The following is a 19,605-nucleotide window of genomic DNA, read 5'->3' as shown; positions in this document are numbered from 1 at the left end:
GCGAGAGGCCCGGCCGGAGTCCGAATCGGATGGTGTGGTGAACGATGGGTGAGATCCAGATCCCCAACGACGGTTTCTGGGCGCCCATTTACTACTCGATGTACGTGCTGGCCGGCAGCAAGCCGCCGTTGGTCATCTCGAACCACATGTACAACCTCGCGCAGGAAGTGCGGGAGCACGCGGGCAACCTCAGCGAGATCACCGGCGGCGTCCACGACCTGTCCGGTGGCGTGTGGGGGACCATCAACGGGGAGACCGCGCGTGCGTTCGCCGATCACATCAGGGGAATCACCAACCCGGTCGAAGCACTGAACCTGTCGGCGGCGTACACGGCAGACCTGGTCGACGCCTTCGGGCTGAACGGCGAAGAAGCCGAGTACGAGATCCTCATCGCGCTCGCGTTCTTCGCGTCGTCGATCGCCACGCTGTACGCGCTGGGACCGCCGGGGTGGGCGGTGGTCCCCGAATGGATCGCCGCGGGGCGGCAAGCCGTCACCGAACTCGCGAACTGGGCGAAGCAGCAGGCCCAGACACTCAGCGGGCTGCTGAAGATGGCGTGGGCGCCGACCAACGAGTTCCTCGAGGAAGCAGCCGAGGCCTTCCTGCCGCAGGGAATCACGACGCTGGACGGCAAACGCAAGGACTTCGACTTCAAGAGCATCCTCGTCGAAGGCTTCATCGGCGGCCTGACCTCAATCCTGCACGGCCCGGCGCACAAGCTGATCCAGCTGAACAAGCACCTCGACAACATCGTGAAGAAGCCGCTGGGAGCGGGGCAACTCGACGCCATCACCGAGATGCCCGCCGAAGTGATCGGCATCGGGATCTTCTACGGCGCCGAAGGCCTCGCCAACCTCGACATGCTCGGCACGTACATCTCCAGCGTGGCGATGGGCGCGTCGCAGAAGGACGCCCTCAACAGGGCCGTGAACAGGTACATCGACAAATACGGCGCACCACCGCCGTGGGTCCGGGGCGGTGGCGGGTCCCCACCACCCGTGTACACGCCGGGCCAGATGCCACCGCCGTACTCACCGCGTGGCGAACAGCCACCGCAGGGGGACCGCAACGACCAACACACCCCGCTTCGCCAGCCACCGTTCGGATCTCCGCCCCCGGCGACCGGCCCTGGTGGCTCGCGTCCGCCCGCGGGGTCACCACCGCCGTACTCACCACCTGGCGATGCACCGCCCAAGGAAGGTTGGAACGGCCAGCAGCCACCAGTCGGCCAGCCACCGGCTGGTTCGCCGCCCGGTCAGCCTCCGGCAGGATTGCCGCCCGGTCAGCCTCCGGCGGGATTGCCTCCGGCGGGGTCGCCGCCCGGTCAGCCTCCGGCGGGATTGCCTCCGGCGGGGTCGCCGCCCGGTCAGCCTCCGGCGGGATTGCCTCCGGCGGGGTCGCCGCCCGGTCAGCCTCCGGCGGGATTGCCTCCGGCGGGGTCGCCGCCCGGTCAGCCTCCGGCGGGATTGCCTCCTGCTGGGCAGCCTCCTGCGGGGTCGCCTCCGGCGCCTCCCCCCGCTCCGCCGCTACCCGACGGATCCACGCCCGGTGGCGCGCCGCCGCCAGTGTCTCCGCCCCCGGCGTCGTCACCTCCTGCGGGATCCGGCCCGCAGGAGCCGTCGCCGCCCGCGGCCCCACCGCGTGCCGACCCGCCGCCTGCTGCTGTGCCGTCCTCAGCACCGCCATCTGGCGTTACCTCGCCTGTGGGCGCACCACCGCCCGCGGCCGGGCTACCCGGGAACGCACAGGTCCCGGCGCCGCCGCCTGCGGGGCCGCCGCCTGGCTCGGCCTCGCCTGCGAGCCCGTCTCCGGCTGCCGCGTCGCCGGTTTCGGCTCCGCCTGCGGGGAACACGCCTGCGGGGAACACGCCTGCGGGGAACACGCGGCTCGAAGCCCCCTCACCTGTCACGTCTTCGCAGCCGCCTGCCGGTGTCCAGCCGGGCGGTGTGCAGGCCGCGCCGAACCAGGGCAACACCGGCGCGCCCAACGACGGCCTTTCCCCCGTCTCCACGGAGGTCGGTGGGCCCAGGCTCGGTCCGGAGCCGGAGCAGCGGTTCGACTTCGCGCAGGGCGACACGCGGTTGAGCCAGGACCAGCAGGGCAAGCTGGACTCGCTGGTCGATGTGCTCACCACCGCGAAGGAGACCCGCCACGACGATGGGTATGCGCCGCAGGTCGTGACGGTGTCGGGTGCCAACGCCCAGGTCATCGCGGACGAACTCGGCAAGCACGGCATCGAGGCGAAGGTGGAGCCCGGCCGCGCCGACGGCGTTGACGTGCACGTGGACTGGCAGCTCAAGCGGGACGTCAAGGACCCGGTCGAGGCCATCCTGACCGACCAGTCGTGGCGGCACAGCACGGCTCAGAGTGCGCCGTGGTTCGACGCGAAGAAGGACGTCGTCCCGGCAAAGGTGATCGACGATGCCGCGAGGACACAGCCGGTCACGCGCACGGTGCGCGGTGACGAAGGCGGGCTTCGGACCGACGGCCGACCGTGGCTGGGGCCGATCGGTTACGACATCCGCCGGTTCGACGTGGAGCACGAAGTAAGCCCAGGTGTGCGGGTGAGGGTGCCGGTGGAGCACCACACCACGAAGGTGTACCTCGACACGCGCGATGCCACGCCCGAGCAGGTCAAGGCGTTGCAGGAGCGCGCGAAGACCGGCGTCAACGAGCTGTACAACCGCGGTTACCGGATGGCCAACGGCCGTCAGTTCCATGTGTCGGTGGAGTTCGTCGCCAACCGCGACGACGCGCATGGCTCTGTCAAGGTCGGTGAACCGCGCGGTGCGGTGGACCAGTTGAACTGGCCGGTGGACGCCACCGCGCGGGAGCTGGGCCACGAGGCAGGCCACTTCCAGGGCATGTTCGACGAGTACCTGTCGAAGGACGACGTCAAGCCGATCTTCCTGCACCGGGACGGCAAGGGCCGCGTCATGGCGGACAAGGGTCCGATGACGATGGATCTCGAACACCAGGACACGACGCTCAAGCCGCGCAACATGTGGCTGATCGAGAACCGCATGAAGGAGCTCGAGGCCAACTCCAACGCCCAGCCGAAGCTGTCCCGCGACGACTATCCCAGGCCGCCCAAGGTCGTGGGCGCGCCGCGTTCGGAGGTGGCGGCGCGTGCCGCGGTCGATGTCGCGCACCGGCGGGTGGAGACGGCAGAGGCGCGCCTGACGCACGTGCTCGCGACGTACGGGCCGGGTTCGCCGGAGGTCGCCGCCGCGCGGAACCGCATGGCCGCGGCCGAGTCCGATCTGGATATCGCGAACGATCGCCTGTCCACGTGGGAATACCACGAGTCGCTCACCGAATCGGTCGCCGTCGAATCCGGGCCGCCGCCTCGGGGTTTCGAGAACGTGCTGCCGCGTTCGCAGTGGTACCGGCTTTTCCTGGATCCAGCGCACCTCGACATCGCCGAGCGGTTGTTCCCGCATGATCCTGGGTCGTACTACGACCACGACCAGTCGCCGGGCTTCGAAGCGAGCATGCAGGCCGCGTACGACCAGTTCCTCGACCCGGACAAGTTCGCCGGCCAGCCGTTGAACACCGACTTGTACGAGCAGATGCACGATGCGGTCAACTCGTCGCTCGACGACAAGGCGAAGTGGACCGCCAGCGACTACGAGGCGTCGGAATTCCCGTTGCGGGCTGACAATCCCAGCCCGGACGTGTTCACCGAGACAGTCGCCGGGCGGCCGCTGCTGGTCGAGGGCGGGCCGTACCTCGTGGGCGGCAACGCGATCGCGTATCTGGACCGGGAGTCCAACTCACGGCCGTACGTCGTCACGAACTACTCGCAGGAAGAGGCCAAGGGCTTCGTCGACGCGGTGTTCCAGCAGTTCCACGACGACGTGGCGAACGCGGGCACGGACAAGGACCGGTTGACGGCCATCGCCCGCGCGGTGCGCGATCTGCACATCATCCATCCGTTCAAGGACACGAACGGCCGGTTGAACCTGCACCTGCTGTTGCCGCGGCTGCTGTTGCAGTCGGGGTACAAGCCGGTGTTCCTCACCGATCTCGTCGCCTTGTTCGACGGCAGCAGGTCCCTCGACGATGCCGTTGACGCCCTGGCGCACGGGCAGAACCAGGACCTGACTGGTCCTGGCCGGGACACAGGTGCCACGCCCGGCGGGGGACGGTCGCTGGATCTCCGGCTCGAATCGCTGCCCAAGAACCGGAAACCAGCGCTGTCCTGGGCTGCCGCGGATGTCATCACCCAGCGGTATCTGCAGGCACCCCCGGCCGGTCACTCCGAGCGGGCGGTGTACGACGACATCGTCGACGCGGTCGCGCACGAGTACAGCAGGTTCGGTGACTTCCACGCGAACCTGATGGCGAGGAAACTCGCGGGCAACCCCGATGTCCGGCTCCAGGAGGATGCCGGGACGTGGAAGTACCGGGCGGGCCAGGCGCGCGCTCTGGTGGATTCGTTGAGCGACAACGGCAAAGCCGCCTACAACGCGGCGTCCGATGACATCGCGGACATCGTCAACCGTTTCCACGACCTCACGAACTCGGCTCTTTCCGACGAGATCATGACGGTTGTCGGAGTCCGTTACCTGTCCGGTGGTCCCGGCAGCGCGGCCGAGTTGTCGCAGCGCCTCGCCGTCGAGCACGGAACCGCCCACACGTCGGAGCCCGGCAACGAATTCCCCAATCCGCCCGCCGCACCGCCTCGCACGGCCCCGCCCATCAGTACGGCGGTCGAAAGCGGTATCGACGATCCCTCCAGGAAACGGCAGCGCAACAGTCCGGTCAGCGACGCCCCGCCGAGCACGCAGCTCAAGAAGCTCCGGCTCGACCTGAAGCACACCAACAGCGCGTTCGACAAACTGACCTCGCCCACGTCCGGGTCGGTGGCGGTGACGAAGGACAACTACGTCGCGACGCTGACCGGCCTGGTGGACAACGACCGGCCGATGTCGTTCGTGGTGAACGCGATCCTGCGCGCCGGCGAAGTCGACAAGATCGGCGAGGTGGTCGATTCGATCGTCGCCGGCGCCGAGGGATTCGACGGCCGGGTCGGGTTCGTGCTCGGGGTCAACGTGCCGGAAGGCCGTGAGGACAGCCTCGAGGCTGCCATGGCCAAGGTGCCCGGCATCGTCAAGAACATCGAGCACCCCGTGGCCGTTGTCGGCATCACCTTCACCACCAACGAGAAAGGCGATTTCCCGTACGGGCAGGTACGCAACGACACGCTGCTCAGCGCTCCGACGCGTGAGCTTTCCGAGGCGTTCATCGGACAGGACACGCACCCGTACATCTCCGTCCAGGACTTCGATCCCGGCGGCCGGGCGGTCCCGTCGGGCAAGCACGTCTTCAACCACTTCGAGGACAAGTTCCGTGTCGACGAGGACCTGTTCCCCGACGGCGAGGGACGGCCGACGCGGCCGCTGCTGTTCGCCGGTGGGTACCGTGCCGCCAACGGCAGTCCGGAGTTCGCGACGAAGGTCGCGGAGGACATGCGCATCCGGGACCGGCTGGCGCAGACGCACCCGCTGCTGCCGTACACGCCGGAGCCGAACCTGTTCTTCGACGCGATCCCCGTTCTCGCCGACGACAGGCCGGCCGATCACAAGGAGAGGATCAAGTTCGGCCCGGACGGCGGTGAGGCCGCCAACCTGGTCAAGACGATCGCCCAGTGGAACGGCAAGGAGCTGGCCGACACCCACGAGCCGACGGACACCGGCGGCATCAGCGGCATGTCACCGGAGCAACGCGCCGAACTGGTCGAGCAACTGGACGAGTCGCTGGCCGGTTTCCTCGACGGTGACGACGTCAGCTCGGAAAGCGAACTCAACGAGCTGCTGGACACAGCCGGTGCCGAGCTGGCGGCCCAGGTCCGGGCGCACACGCGAGACCTGGCCGCGGGCAACCCCAATCCGTATCGCGGTGACCTGTTCCACCTGGCCAGCGACGGCTTGCTGGCTATGGCGGAGAACGAACGCACGTCCGGCACCGGCGACTCCGGCCCAGCCGACACCCGCGACAACCTGTTCGCCCGGGCGCGGGCGGACGTCGCTGCCCGCGTTGACGGCGAATTCCTGCTCACCTTCGCCGACACCGGTACCGAGTCGCTGCGGGCCGACGCGGAGAACCTCCGGCACCCCGTTCGGAGCAAGGCGTTCGACGTCGACTACGTGGACGCCGCGGTCGAGACCGATCTGGACCGGCTGGCGAGGGAGTTCGACAAGTCGGGGACGCTGCTGCAGTCGCACGTGGCGCTCAACACGGTCCGAAACCGCCTCTACTTCGACCGGAACACCCAGACCGGTACCGCGTCCAAGGACTACCGCGCGGTTTTCCCCCTGCTCAAACACGAGGACCGGGAACCGCTGCGGCCCCGCGGCGGCGGGCCCGTCGACTGGCGGCCTCCGGTCAAGGAGCACGGGAACTGGCTGGGTGGCAAGCAGGTCAACAAGTTGAACGCGGCGTTGTCCGCGTCGGTCGGTGAGCACAGCGGAATCACGGCCGGTGTCCCTGACCAGCACAAGGTGATCGCCGCGCACAGCGTGTCCGCCGCGCGCGAGGACATCGTCGTGCACCGGATGCTCGGCTACGTCACGAACGAAGTCCTCGCCAAGGGCGCGAACGACGTGGCGGACGGCAGCCTCTACCACGGTGTCGCGACAGCCATCGGCAACGGCGCCAACGCGAACCTGTTGCGGCGCGACGTGATCGACAACGCGATGCACACCATCGAGCCGCCACCGGTCAGCGCGGCCAAGATGAAGAAGAAGGACGAGGTCAAGGACCGCAAGGACCCGCACGGCATCGGTACGCACCTCGCCACGCACCCCACGCGCGACGGCCACCTGTACAACGCCTTCCTGCAGACGAGCCGAATGCTCGACCGGGACACGTCCGACCCGGACAACGTGACGGAGAACGAGGCCGCCACCAACGCCGTGCACACGGTCGGCCGGTTCGTCGCCGCTCAGATCGGTGCCAATCTGGTGGTGCACACGCCGGATGGCAGGACGGTGACGTTGACGCCGTTCGGTGATCCGGTGACCGATGACGTGCACATCGACCAGGTTGTGGAGGGCGGCAGGCACACCTTCCGCCCGCACCAGTCGACGAGCGAACAGCCCAGTGGGTACGGCGGCGATGTGAACGCCGTGTTCGCTGAGTCCTTTGTGGACGATGATCGTGCTGAGCTCTCGAACCGGGGTCTGTCGTATGTGACGGGCGTGAATCAGGGCAAGTTCGCGCCTGGATACGACACGAACTGTTTGCCGCGGGCGATTCAGGAGTTGAACGCGGTCGCGCACCCGGACCGGGCGGATGAGTTCGTGGCCGGTCCGAGTGGCCCGGTGCACCGCGACCAGGTCGCGGACACCGGCCTGCCGCCGATGGCGAAGCAGGAACTCGGCTATGCGGACGTGCGGACGTACCTGACCGGCGAGAACGGCCGACGCGGGTTGGTGTACGCGGACTTCGGTGGCGGGAAGGGCCACTTCTTCAGCGTTTTCGCGCGCGACGGGAAAGTGGAGGGATACCACGGCGAGACGGGCAACCAGCTGTGGCCGGAGTCCCCGATCGAGGTGTGGTTCTCGCCGATGACCTCGGACGCCGAGCTGACGCCGGTCCACACCCAGGTGGGCAGCGGGCCGGAGCTCACCGGTGCCGGCAGTTCACAACCGACCGGATACGGCACCGGCCTCGCGCAGGGACCCGCGATCCCCGTTTCGGTGGTACCGAGCGACAAACAGGTGCGGTCGCCGGGAGTCGATTCGCACCGGCTCGCGGAGTTCAGGAAGCGGTTCCCGGCCGCGGAAGCCCACCCGATGGTCCTGCGCGACAACGCGAGGCGTCTCGGTGAGACACCGCAGCGCCTGGTGGAACGGTCGTTGACGGTGGGAGTGGCGCCGAGCGCGTTCGTCAAGGCGGCGGCGCAGATGCGGTTGCCGGACCCGAAACCGTTGTACGAGCTGGTGCGTGCGTTGCCAGGAACGCTGCCCGACCCGAGCCGGTTGCGGATCCTGGGGCCGCATCTGGCGGAGATGACCCGGGAGTCGGGGGCGGACGCCACTGCGGTGGATCTCGCCGCCAAGTTGCGCGAGAAGCTGCGGCCGTACGGTGTGCGGACGAACCGTGACATCGGCTACCTGACTGGTCTTGCCGACCGGATGGGTTGGGGCCCGTCGGACCTGCGGGTGTTCGAGTCGTTGAGCGACCGCGCTGTCCCGCTGGAGTTGCTGCACGACCTGCCGACGGAGTTCGCACGCGAATACCTCGGCCGGGTGCGGGATGTGGACGCGCGGTCCCGGGATACCGACCTGTACCACGACGTTGTGGCGTGGCAGCTGGGATTGCCGGACGGTGTGGTGCTGCGCGAGGTGGCCACCCAGTTGCGGGCGGACCGTCCAGAGGCGCTGCTGGCGTTGGGTGACCACCTCCGCCAGGTGGCACCGCACGTTCCCGGCCACGGTGGCCCGGCCGGTGCCGTGGACTTCGCTTCGCAGGTCATCCAGCGGTTGCCCGAGTCGCTGGCGAGCCGCGGCGAGGACCTGGACGCAGCCCTCGCCGGCATGCGCGACCCCGGCTACGCACAGAGCTCCGCCCAGTACTTCGAGAACGAGGTTCGGCACGACGCCACCTACCTGGATCACTTCGCGGGAGACCTGGGCCTGCCGGACGGCACTGTGGCGCGTGAGGTCGCGGCGCTGCTGAACGTGCGGCGGCCGGAGACGCTGGTGGCGTTGCGCGACCACTTCGACCGGATCACGAGCCGGCCGTACGTCGTTCTCGGCAACGACGCCCGCGGGGACGCGACGCGGATCGTGGACGAGCTGACGAAGGACCTGGACGCGCTGGGCGCGGACCGGGGCCGCTACGTGCAGATGAGCACCCGGCTGGGCTTCCCGGCGCGCAAGCTGGCGGACCTGGCGCGGCAGAGCCCGCACTTCCGTACGCAGACCGCGGCGTTCCTGGCGGAGACGCCGCACATGAAGGTCAGCGACAGCGCCGCGGCGTACGTGCGCCTGTTGCGCGAGTACCGCAGTTCGCGGGCCGCGGACGACGATGTCGATCCGTACGACCCCCAGGGCCGGCCGCGGTTGGACGACAACGGCGATGAGCTCCGCGAACACCCGCTCACCGCCGAGTTGCGGGAGTGGCACGGCAGCCGTCCGGGCCGGTTCGTCCTGCTCGGCGACGCCGACACCGAGGCAGTGGTCAACGGCCTGGTGAGGAACCCGGACAGGGACGGGCTGCCGGGTTACGAGGAGGCGACCAGGGCCGCGGTCACCGGCCAGGCACCTGTCACCGGCTGGACGGACTCGCCGCCGCACTACTCCCAGCAGGCAGCGGCGGACTGGTCGGCGCGGCTGGGCATCAGCCAGGACAGGTTCACGGGGCTGGCGCGGTCCGCGTGGTTCGTGCCAGCAGATGTCGAGACGCTGGTCCGCGCGGGTGCGCCGGTGGACGCCGTGCTGCGGGTGAGCGAGCGGCACGGCCGGGTTCCGGCGGAGCTGCCGGGCATGGCCGTCCAGCTCGGAGTGGACACGCGGTACCTGCTGGATCTCGCGGACGAGCTGGCGATCGATCCGCGGTACCTGGACTGGTTGTCCGGTGTTCTCCGCTCGCCGGACTACGGTGGCGGGAAGGTGAGCCCCGCCGCGCTCGCCGGGCACCTGCGTGCCCACGCCAGGACCCAGCTCGGTGTGCACGAGAACGAGCTGGTGCGGCCGCGGTGGTCGATGTGGCTGTTCAGCCACGCGACGCACGAGTCGGACTCGCATGAGGCCGACAGGTGGATGGCCACCTGGTGGGCCGAGCAGATTCCCGGCCTGGACCCGTCCGCTGTCGAGCAGGACGCCGCCACGGCGCCGTTCTTCCACTACGGCCCCGCCACGCGGCTGCTGTCCACAATGGGCGTCGAGTCCACGGTCAAGAACTTCGAGCTGCTGTTCGACCTCAGCGTCACCCTCGGGCGGCTGCCCACCGAGATCCCGGACGTCGCCGCGCGGGCCGGGGTGCCTGCCGACCGCCTCTTCCAGCTCGCGGCGCGGATGGACGCGCCACCGAAGGGACTGCTGCCATTCCGGAAGCTCGTCGGCAGCCTGAACGGCGACACCACGTGGTCCGGTCCCGACCGCGTCAGCGGCAGGGCCGCCACCAAGCTGGTCGGTGACCTCCGCACGGCTCTGGGGGAGGGCTGGACCACCGCGAAGGTGTACGAGTTCCTCGGCGCCCGGATGCCGTCCGAAGCCCAGTTGGCCGACCAGAACTTCCTGGTGGACGCGGCGCGCGGGTGGGACGGCGGCAGCCGGCGGTCCGATGTGGATTCGCCGCCGCGACAGGACCTGAGCAACCTGGATGTCCTGCGGGCCAAGGACTGGTTCGACCAGAGCCGGTACGACGCGCTGGTCACCGGTGCCGGCCGGGAGAACGAGCAGGCGGTCGTCGACCTCAGCCTGAAGCTCGGCTGGATCACCGACCTCGCCGGCGCGGTCGACGCGGGCCGGATGCGGATGCAGGGCATGACCCAGCCGCAGATGTTCGACGCGGCCGTGCGGCTGGGAACGAACCCGTGGAACATCCGGGCGTTCCTGATGTCGGAGTACGTCGAGGTCAAGGGCGAAACCGACCCGCAGGCCTTCGTGGACGCCGTGGTGGCGCGGTATCCCGGGTGGGAGGCGCGGCAGCGCGAGCGGCTGGGGATGCGCGACGGCGAGCGGATCGCGGGCGTGTTCCGCGTGCTGTCCAGCGAGGGCCGGACGTTCGCCGACCTCCCGGGCGACGACCGCGCGGCGGCGCAGTGGATGGAGCGGGTGCGGACAGCCCGCGAGTTCGGGCTGACCCCCGAGCAGGTCGAGTCCGACGAACGGGACGCACCGTGGATGAGCTACCCGCCGCTGGTCGGCATGCTCGCCGGGCTGGGCATGGACGAGTCCCCGGCGAACCTGCGTGACCTGCGGGAGTACAGCAGGCAGATCGGCCGCATGCCCGGCCACTTCGCGCAGGTGGCCGCCGGCGCCGGGATCACCGACGTCACCCGTTTCTACGAGGTGGCGCGGCGACTGGGCGCGGAACCGCGCGGGCTGCTGCCGTTCACGGACCTGATCGGGCAACTCCGCGACGACACCTCCGACTCCGGCAGCGACGACGGTTCGGATGCCGGGTCCGACCACGTCGACTTCGACGTGGCTGAGGTCCGCGGCACGGTCGGCGCCCTCGCCGACCGGATGGGGTGGACCACGCACGAGATGTTCCGGTTCATCGGCGACCACCAGCCCTCCGCGCAGGACCTCAAGCAGGCGGCTGTCTTCGCCAGGACCTGGAAGCCTTGGCACCAGCCCGGAAACACGTTCTTCGAACAGGCGCGGGCGTGGGCGGCGACGCACGACGTGCGGCCCGACTACGTGCGCATGGCGTCGGTCGCGGATCCGAAGGAGTTCCGCGGCATGCCCCGCGACCTGGCGGTCAGCCGGGACGGGGTGCGGCAGGCGGTCGATTCGCTCGGGCTCGGCCGGTTGCCGGACGTCCTGGACCTGACCCGCACCACGGGCCGAGTACCGGGAGATGTCGGTGCGTTGGCCGGTGAGATCGGCGTGGACGCCGGCGAGTTGTTCGACGTGGCGGTGCGGCGTGGCGTCGATCCGGCCGACGTGGTGGCTTTCGTGCACTCCGCCGGTGATCTGGTCCGCGACTCCGGCGGCGCTGTCGACCTGGGCAAGGTCTCGGCCGGGTACCAGGGATGGGCGCAGCGCCAGCGTCAGCGGCTGGGACTGTCGGCCAACGATTCCCTCACCGAGGTTCTCCGGTACGTGCGCCGCAACGACCGTACGCGGACATTCGCGTGGCTGGACGCGATGTCGGAGCGCGCGGCGAGGGAAGAACTCGACGGTGTGCGGTCGAAGCTCGCGTCGCTGGTGCGTGAGCGGTGGGCCGGGCGGTTCGGCCTCGACAAGCGGATGATCCACCGGGACCGCACCGAGGCGCCGTGGGTGGACTACAGCCAGATCGTCCGAGTGCTCTCCGACCTGGGTGTGGAGCCCGCCACCGATGACGTTCGCGCCCTGCGCACGATCAGCCGTGCGATGCGGCGGGTTCCGGACGACATCGCGGAAGTGGCGATGCGGGTCGGCGGGCAGGTGCGCACCGTGCACGACCTGACGCGGGAACTCCAGACGGACCCGCGTGCGCTGGTGGCGTTCCAGGACCTGCTGGACACGTCGCACTTCCTGGTCGACGGCGACGGTTTCACCACAGCCAGGTTCGACGACGTCGAAACGGCCATCGGGGACCGGGTGGACGCGTTGAACGTCTGGCTGGGCTGGGACGGCCGGGCGCGCGTGTTCCGTTTCCTGGCCGCCGTGCAGCCGTCGCCGGAACAGGTCGTCGGGTGGATGCGCGACGGCGACCGGCTGGCGCGGGACAGCGGCATGCGGATCGGCCGGCTGTTCGACGTGGCGAGGCACCTGGGTGCCGACCCGGCGGAAGTGGCGGCGTTCGTGCAGTCGAACGGCCCGTTGGTGCGCGACGAACGGGGAACGGTCGACCCGGCGAAGGTGGAGGCCGAGTACCCGGCCTGGGCACAGCAGACGCGAAGCGACGTGAACACTGCCACGGTGCCGGTTCCGGCTGACACCGAGCTGCGCGCGCTCCTGCCCGAGCTCGGCTTGCCGAACACAGTGGACAGTCTCCGGCAGTTGCGCGTGTTCGGCATCGACATCGGGCGGGCGCCCACGGACATACCGGCGCTGGCGACGGAACTGGGAGTCGAGGCCAGTCAGCTCTTCCGGCTTGCCTCGGCCATGAACGTGGATCCGCGCCATCTGCGGCCGTTCACGGCGTTGCTCGACACGCTCCGCGACACGGGTGGCTGGGACCGTGACACCCAGCGCAGCGTCGAGGACTTCGTCGCCGATCTGGCGTCGTGGCTGGGCTGGCCGCAGCGGGACGTGTACCGGTTCCTCACAGCAGGCAACTCGTCCATGAACGAGATGGGGGACGCCCGCAGGTTCGTCCAGCAGAAGATGCCGTGGCAGCCCCAGGAAGGACGGCGCGGGCGCAACGCGCTGGTGGAGGCCGCCCGCAAGTGGGCGGGCAGCAACGGTGTCCGGCCGGATCACGTGGCGGTCGCGGCCACGTACGGCGGTTTCAAGGAGCTGCGGGGACAGTGGTGGGTTGACACCAACGAGATGAGCCGGGCCGTCGACGCGGTGGGGCTCACCCGGATGGTCGATCTGCTGACGCTCGCCCAGACGATCTCCCGGGTGCCCGGCGACATCGGCACCCTGGCCGATCAGATCGGGATGAAACCCGGGAATCTGCTCACCGCGGCGAGCCGGCTCACGGCGGACCCGCGGGACGTGGCGGCGTTCGTGCGTACCGCCGGTGAACAGGTGCGGGACGCGGACGGCGACGTGGACGCCGACGAGGTGATCGACGGCTACCCCGCGTGGGCGCAGGAGGTCCGAACCCACCTGGGATTGGCGGCGAACGAGTCGATCGCGGCTGTGGACGACTTCGTGCGGCAGGGAGGCCGGACGCTCGCGGAGTTGAAGGCGTCGCCGGGCGACCAGGCACAGGCGTTCATCGAGCCGGTGCGGCCGCGGTTGACGGAGCTGGTGCGGCAGCAGTGGGGCATCCGGATGGGGCTGGACGCCCGCACGATCGCGGACGACCTGGGCAACTCGCCGTGGCTGGACTACACCAAGCTGCTGGCGGCGTTGCCCGACCTGTCGCTGTCCGCGCACTCGGTCGGGGACTTCCAGCAGTTGCGCGCGGTCAGCGCCACCATCGGCCGGATCCCGGTGGACCTGGTGGACTGGGCGAAGGCCACGCAGATCCCGGTATCCGTCGGGTACCACCTGATCGTCGGGCTGAAGGCCGATCCGCACGCGATGACGTCCTTCTCGGACCTGATCGCCAAGGCACACGCGGACCTGCCGCGGCACGGCAAGCTCGTCGACTCGGACGGGACACCCGGCCCGCAGTTCGGGCAGTTGCTGGACGCCGTCGCGGCGCGGGTCGACACCGTGGCGGACAGGCTGGGCTGGACGCGTGCCGAACTGCTGCGGTACCTGGCCGACCAGCGGCCCTCGCCGGACGCGCTGACCAGCCTGGACGTCTCGGACGTGCGGGACTGGGCAGCACGCGAGGGGCTCCCACCGGACCACCTGGCCGAAAGCGGTACGGAGTTCTCCTCGCTGCGCACCGAGTCGTGGTTCAAGGTGTTCGACCTGCGGACCGCGGTGGACGCGGTCGGCCCGGCCCACGTGTCGTCGATCCTGGGCCTGGCGCGGGTGATCCAGCGAGTACCGGGCGACATCGGCGCTCTGGCGGACAAGATCGGTGTCGATCCGTACAAGTTGTTCGCGGGCGCGGTGCGGTTGGTGGCGGATCCACGCGACGTCGCGGCGTTCGTGCGATCGGTGGACGTCGCACGCGACCAGGACGGCAAAGTCGACCTGGCGGACGTGGTGGCGCGGTACCCGAAGTGGGCAGCCGGCCAGCGCGACCGTTTGGGGCTGTCCGGGCACGGATCGCTCGCCCTGGTGTTCGACCACTTGCAGGCCGACGACAACCGCACGTTCGCGGACCTCGACCGGATCACCGACGACAGCGACGCGGCGTTCACCCTCCAGTCCATCCGGGACTCCTTGACCGAACAGGCCCAGCGCGTCGTGGCGGGCGAGCGGTTCGCCGGGGAGTTCGCGGAGACGGGCTACCGCGATCTCGTCTTCCCCGAACTGGTCCGCGTCAACCCGAACTTCGGTCAGCGCGGATTCACGCAGAACTGCGGCCCCGCGTTGGTGGCGACGAACAACGCGTGGAAGGCGGCGCGGGACGGCGTGCCGCGGAAGGACGAGGCGGCCCCGACGCCTGGCCCGACACCCACGGCTCGAGTGGAGACGGCCGTCGGCGGGTTGTTCCTGCCGATGCCCGGCGGGTTCGACGGTGTCCGGCAGTACATGCGCACCGAGCTGCGCGGCGGTCAGGGCTCGATCCTGCCCCGGCCCGACCAGGACGGCGTCGGCCACCCGATCAACGTGGTGCACGATCCGAAGACGGACCTGGTCGAGTTCTTCGACGGCACGACAGGGCAGTGGCTCGATCCCCACGGCTCGGACGTCCTGGTGTGGTTCACGCCGCACGAGGACAGGTTCGCCTCGATGCCAAGCGAGCACGACCCGGCGCTCCGGCCGCCTGTCGACGGTGAACGGCGACCGGACCTCGTCGGCCGCCCGCCGCACAAGTACGAGGCGACAGACGAAGGCGGCAAGAAGGTCACCTTCAAGCGCACCGACGCTCACGTCGTCACGACCAGCATCGAGCAGAACGGGGTGCGCGGCCCGGAGACGGTCTCCTACCTGGTGGACGTGTCCCCGATCAACCAGTGGCTCGCGGGTACGCCCGACGGCCGGGTCCGTTTCGTGCGCACGATGCCGGAGGAGCTGCCGGGCACCGCCATGCGCATGGCGAGCGCACGCGACAACGGCGTGGTGACCAAAGATCTCGGCAGCAACCTCGTGGTGCTGCTCAGGGCCAGGCAGGGCAGGAAGCACACCGAGTACGCGATCGAACTGGCCGGCGGGTCCGGGTCGCGCCGGGTCTGGATGGACAAGAAGACCGCCGCGAAGTTCCTCAGCAGGGGCGAGCGGATCGAGGGCAGCTTCCTGCTGGTCGTGACGGGCGAGAACGTGCCCAGCGCCGCGGGCAGGCTCGCCCGTGAGCTGGTCGAGACCGAGCCCAAGCTGGTCGTGCACACCGGCAACGGGCAGATGGAGCTCGGGATCGGCGGGCGCGTCGCGGTGGTCGGCAACGCCGGGATGTCGACGGTGCGTGCCGTGCCTGGCCGCGGCAAACACGACCCGCCTCGCGTGGAAACGGTGACCTGGGAGGACAGCCGCTTCACGCCGTCCGAGGTCGCGGCGAACAACCGGCGGGAAACGCGTCCTGCCACGGCGCGAGCGCCGCGTCCTGGGCCCGCGCCGCGACCCCAGCCCGCACCGCGCCCGCAGCCCGCGCCGCCGCCCCAGCCCGCATCGAGCAAACGCCACTACTCTGGGACGGATGATGCCGGGCGCGAGGTCGACTTCGCGTTGAGTGAAACCTCGGTGCGGAAGTTCTCCGTGTCCGACGGGCGGATGACTGCCCTCCTGCCGGACACGTCCATCCAGGGCAGCGCGCGGGACTGGCTGAGAAGCTTCGAGGACGACAAGTACCGCGTCGTGCTCACGCTGCCGGGCGAGCCGGTGGACCGTGCCATGGACGACCGGCGCACTCGGCCTGGTTCCGTGGTGGCCATGGAGATCGACGGACCGCTCGTCGCCGTCAACGTCCGCGCGGACGGCAAGTACGCGTTGACTGTCGATCAGGGACGGCCCACCCGGGTCTGGGTGGACCAGGCGACGATCACTCGAGTCCTGAGTGGACTGATCGACGGCGGTACGACGTCGTCGATCATGCTGACGGTCAACGGTGAGCCGCCGTCCGGTACCGGACTGGACTTCGCCGCGCGGATCGCCGAAGCCGTTGCGGGACTCCAGGTGCTCACCGGCAACGGCCCGACGGTGATGCTGCGCAAGGGACACCTCGCCGTACCCGGCAACCGCGGCATCGTGTCCGTCCGGCTGGCAGCCGACCAGCACCTGGAGATCGAGGTACTGGGGATCACCCGGTTCACCGACGACGCGATCCGGCGGATCGGCAAGACGAAGGAGCCACCTCCGTCGAGCCGGCGTCCCGGCGGCGGGACCGCCCGGCCCCGGCGGAACTCCGCCCCGCCGGAGAACCCTCGCGCGTACGGTGTGGACCCGAATGCCACGCGGCAGGAGAACCCGCGTTGGTACGGCGTGGACCCGGAAGCCACGCGGCAGGAGAACCCGCGTTGGTACGGCGTGGACCCGCAACCCGCTCCGGCTCCGCGACACCCGCCGGTCGACGATCCGCACGACGTGCTGGGTGTTGCTCGCGATGCCACGCTTGCCCAGGTCCAGCGGGCGTTCGGGCGGCTTCGGGACGTACCCCGGCCCGCGGCGGAGCGCGATCGGATCCAGCAGGCCTACGAGCAGCTGACGAAGACGTTCGACAGCAAGGGCAAGGGCCCGGAATCCACCGGAGAACAGCCGCCTCCGCGGACCGGGGCCCCGCGCCGGGACAAGCCGCGGACCGAGGCCCCACGCCCCGAACAGCCGCAGGCAGACTCGTCTGACCGGCCGAGTGGCAGCGCACCCGAACCGGAGCCGGCCGGGCCGCGGCGCCCGGACACGGGGACGCGCGAGTCCGAAGGGCAGCAAGGCCAAGCGCCGCAGTCGTACAGTGATCCCAAGGGCTACTACCAGGTGCTGGGTGTCGCACGCGGAGCGACGGCCGCCGAGATCAAGTCGGCGTACCGGAAGCTGGCGCTGGAAACCCACCCGGACAAGATCCAGGACCCGGCTCTGAAAGAGGAACGCCAAGGCAAATTCCACATCGTCCAGCAAGCGTACGAGGTGCTGAGCGACGAGAACGAGCGGCGCAAGTACGACCACCAGCTGGAACTGGAGGAGCTGCGCAGGCAGTACCGGGCACAGGCCGCGAACAGGGCGCCACGACCGAGCCGCCGCCACACGTCCCACGACGACCAGGGTGACCGCAAGTCGCGCCGTTCGGACAGGCGCTACCAGGGCGGATGGGGCTTCGGCGGTGCGCCGGTCGAGTCGCCCGCCGGATCGCAGGCACGGCCGGGTGTGGTGTCGGCGGAGTCCTCCGTGGATGACCCGGCTGGTGAGCAGGAGTTCGTCGACAGGTACTTCGCGCACGGGCAGGGCATCAACCAGGCGAACTTCGCCGCGGGCCGCGCCGGGCACGACACGAACTGCCTGGCGTCGGCGATCCAGATGCTGAACGCGGACGCCCACCGCGATCGGGCGGCTGGGTTCGTGGCCGATCCGAGTGCTCCGGCGCACCGGGACCGGGTCGCGGAGTCGGGCCTGCCGCCGATGGCGGAGCAGGGGATCGAGGACGTGGAGTCCTATGTCCGGGGACAGCGACCCGGTCGTGCGCACGGCCTGGTGTACGCGGACTACGGCGATTCCGGCGGCCACTTCTTCACCGTGCACAACGTCGAAGGGAAGGTCGTCTACTACGACCCGGAGCGGCACAAGCTGGTGCAGCTCGGTTCTCCGGACGCCGTGTGGTTCTCGCCGAGGACGTCGGACGCGGTCCTGACCCAGGTGACGGAACCGGTGCGCACCGAGTCCGCGCCGCGCAGCTGGTGGCGGCACCTGCCGCGCTACTCGCTCCGCAACCGCGGCGGGTTCGGTGTCGGCACGCAGCTCTCCCAGACCCGGGGCGCCCACCGCGTGGTCGACGCGGCCAAGAGCCTGGCGACTGGTACGCCCGAAGAGGTCGAAACCCTGCGCAAGGCCGTGACCGACGACGTCGAGTCGTTCCGCGGTGGCGGCAGGGAGATGACCCTGGGCGGCAAGCGCGTCCTCGTCCGCGCCGACGTGGACATGTCCGCCGCCGAGCCCGTGGACGCGGACGCGCCGAAGGCCTCGGCCAAGGCCGAGCAGGAACACCACACCAAGGCGAGCAAGTCGAGCAGCCACAACCCGTTGGCGAAGTTGTTGTTCGTGGTTCCGTTGATCCCCGGTGCCTTCGTCAGCGGCTCCGGCACCGCATCGACGGCTCCGGCCGTGTCCAGCAGCGACTCGCGCAAGAACTCCCGCAAGGTGAAGATCAGCCTTTCGCTCCCGGCGCGGCCGTCGACCGAGGCCGGGTTCCAGGGGATGCGGGTGGTGCGCGCCCCGGTCACGTTCACCCTGGTGCTGCTCGACAGCTCCGGCGACCCGAACAGCAACGAGATCAAGGTCGGCCAGGCGATCAGCCCGGGGGACACGCCGGTCTCCGCCGAGGTGAGTGTGCCTGTCGGACTGGGCAACACCGGGCGGGAAGTCCCGATGCCGCCTGCGCTGCCCACGTTCGTGGTCGAACACGCCGACGTGCGCGACCACGTGCACGGCCGGTACCGCGGCAAGCTGGTGCGGCAGCGGGGTTCCCGGGCCAACGGCCTGTTCGGGCAGCTGCTGGCGCACGTCGGCCCGCTGGACAAGGACTCGCGGGGCGTGCTGCGGGACTTCGTGAGCCCGGGCACCATCGAGGAACTCCTGCCCCGGATGGCCGTGACACCCGCGCAGGCAGGCAACGACGCCGGTTGGGTGAACTCGGACGAGTTGCTGCTGAAGGGCAATCCGCTCAAGCGGATGCTGAGCACCAAGAGCAAGCGTGTGCAGATGCGCGCCGTCGCACGGCGCGTCACCTACGTCGAGACGATCGACGGCGTGCAGTACGAGGAGGTGACGTCCAAGCTCGGCACTGTCGAGAGCGTCAACAAGACGTCGCACAGCGCGAGTTTCTCGGTCACCGCCGGGCCGGGTTTCGACATCGGCATGATCACGGTCGGCGGCGGCGGAACCGTGGCCGCCGGGCACGGCCGCGGCCACGAGCAGGGCTACGCGCGTGAGACGGGCGCCGAGACCACCCGCTCGGGCACTGTCTCGGTGGTGCGCAGCCGCGTCGTCTACGACCTGGAGATCCGCAGGCAAGGGCACTTGCCGGTCAAGTTCCCCAGCGCCGTCGACGCCTACCAGT

The 19,605-nt window shown here is 69.8% G+C and carries 1 protein-coding gene (running past one end of the window); it reads left to right on the top strand.

Features of this window, described 5'->3' with window-relative positions:
* Positions 1 to 44 precede the first annotated feature (44 nt).
* Positions 45 to 19,605 carry the 5' portion of a DnaJ domain-containing protein gene (locus tag AOZ06_RS38655; protein ID WP_054293903.1) on the top strand. The gene runs 17,903 nt beyond the window's last position, so 19,561 of the gene's 37,464 nt are visible here — the first part of the coding sequence; it begins with the start codon at positions 45 to 47; its stop codon lies off the right edge, out of view.

The organism is Kibdelosporangium phytohabitans, from assembly GCF_001302585.1.
GTDB lineage: Bacteria > Actinomycetota > Actinomycetes > Mycobacteriales > Pseudonocardiaceae > Kibdelosporangium > Kibdelosporangium phytohabitans.
The sequence above is the reverse complement of the archived record's forward strand: the minus strand, read 5'-3'. Positions and strand labels throughout refer to the sequence as shown.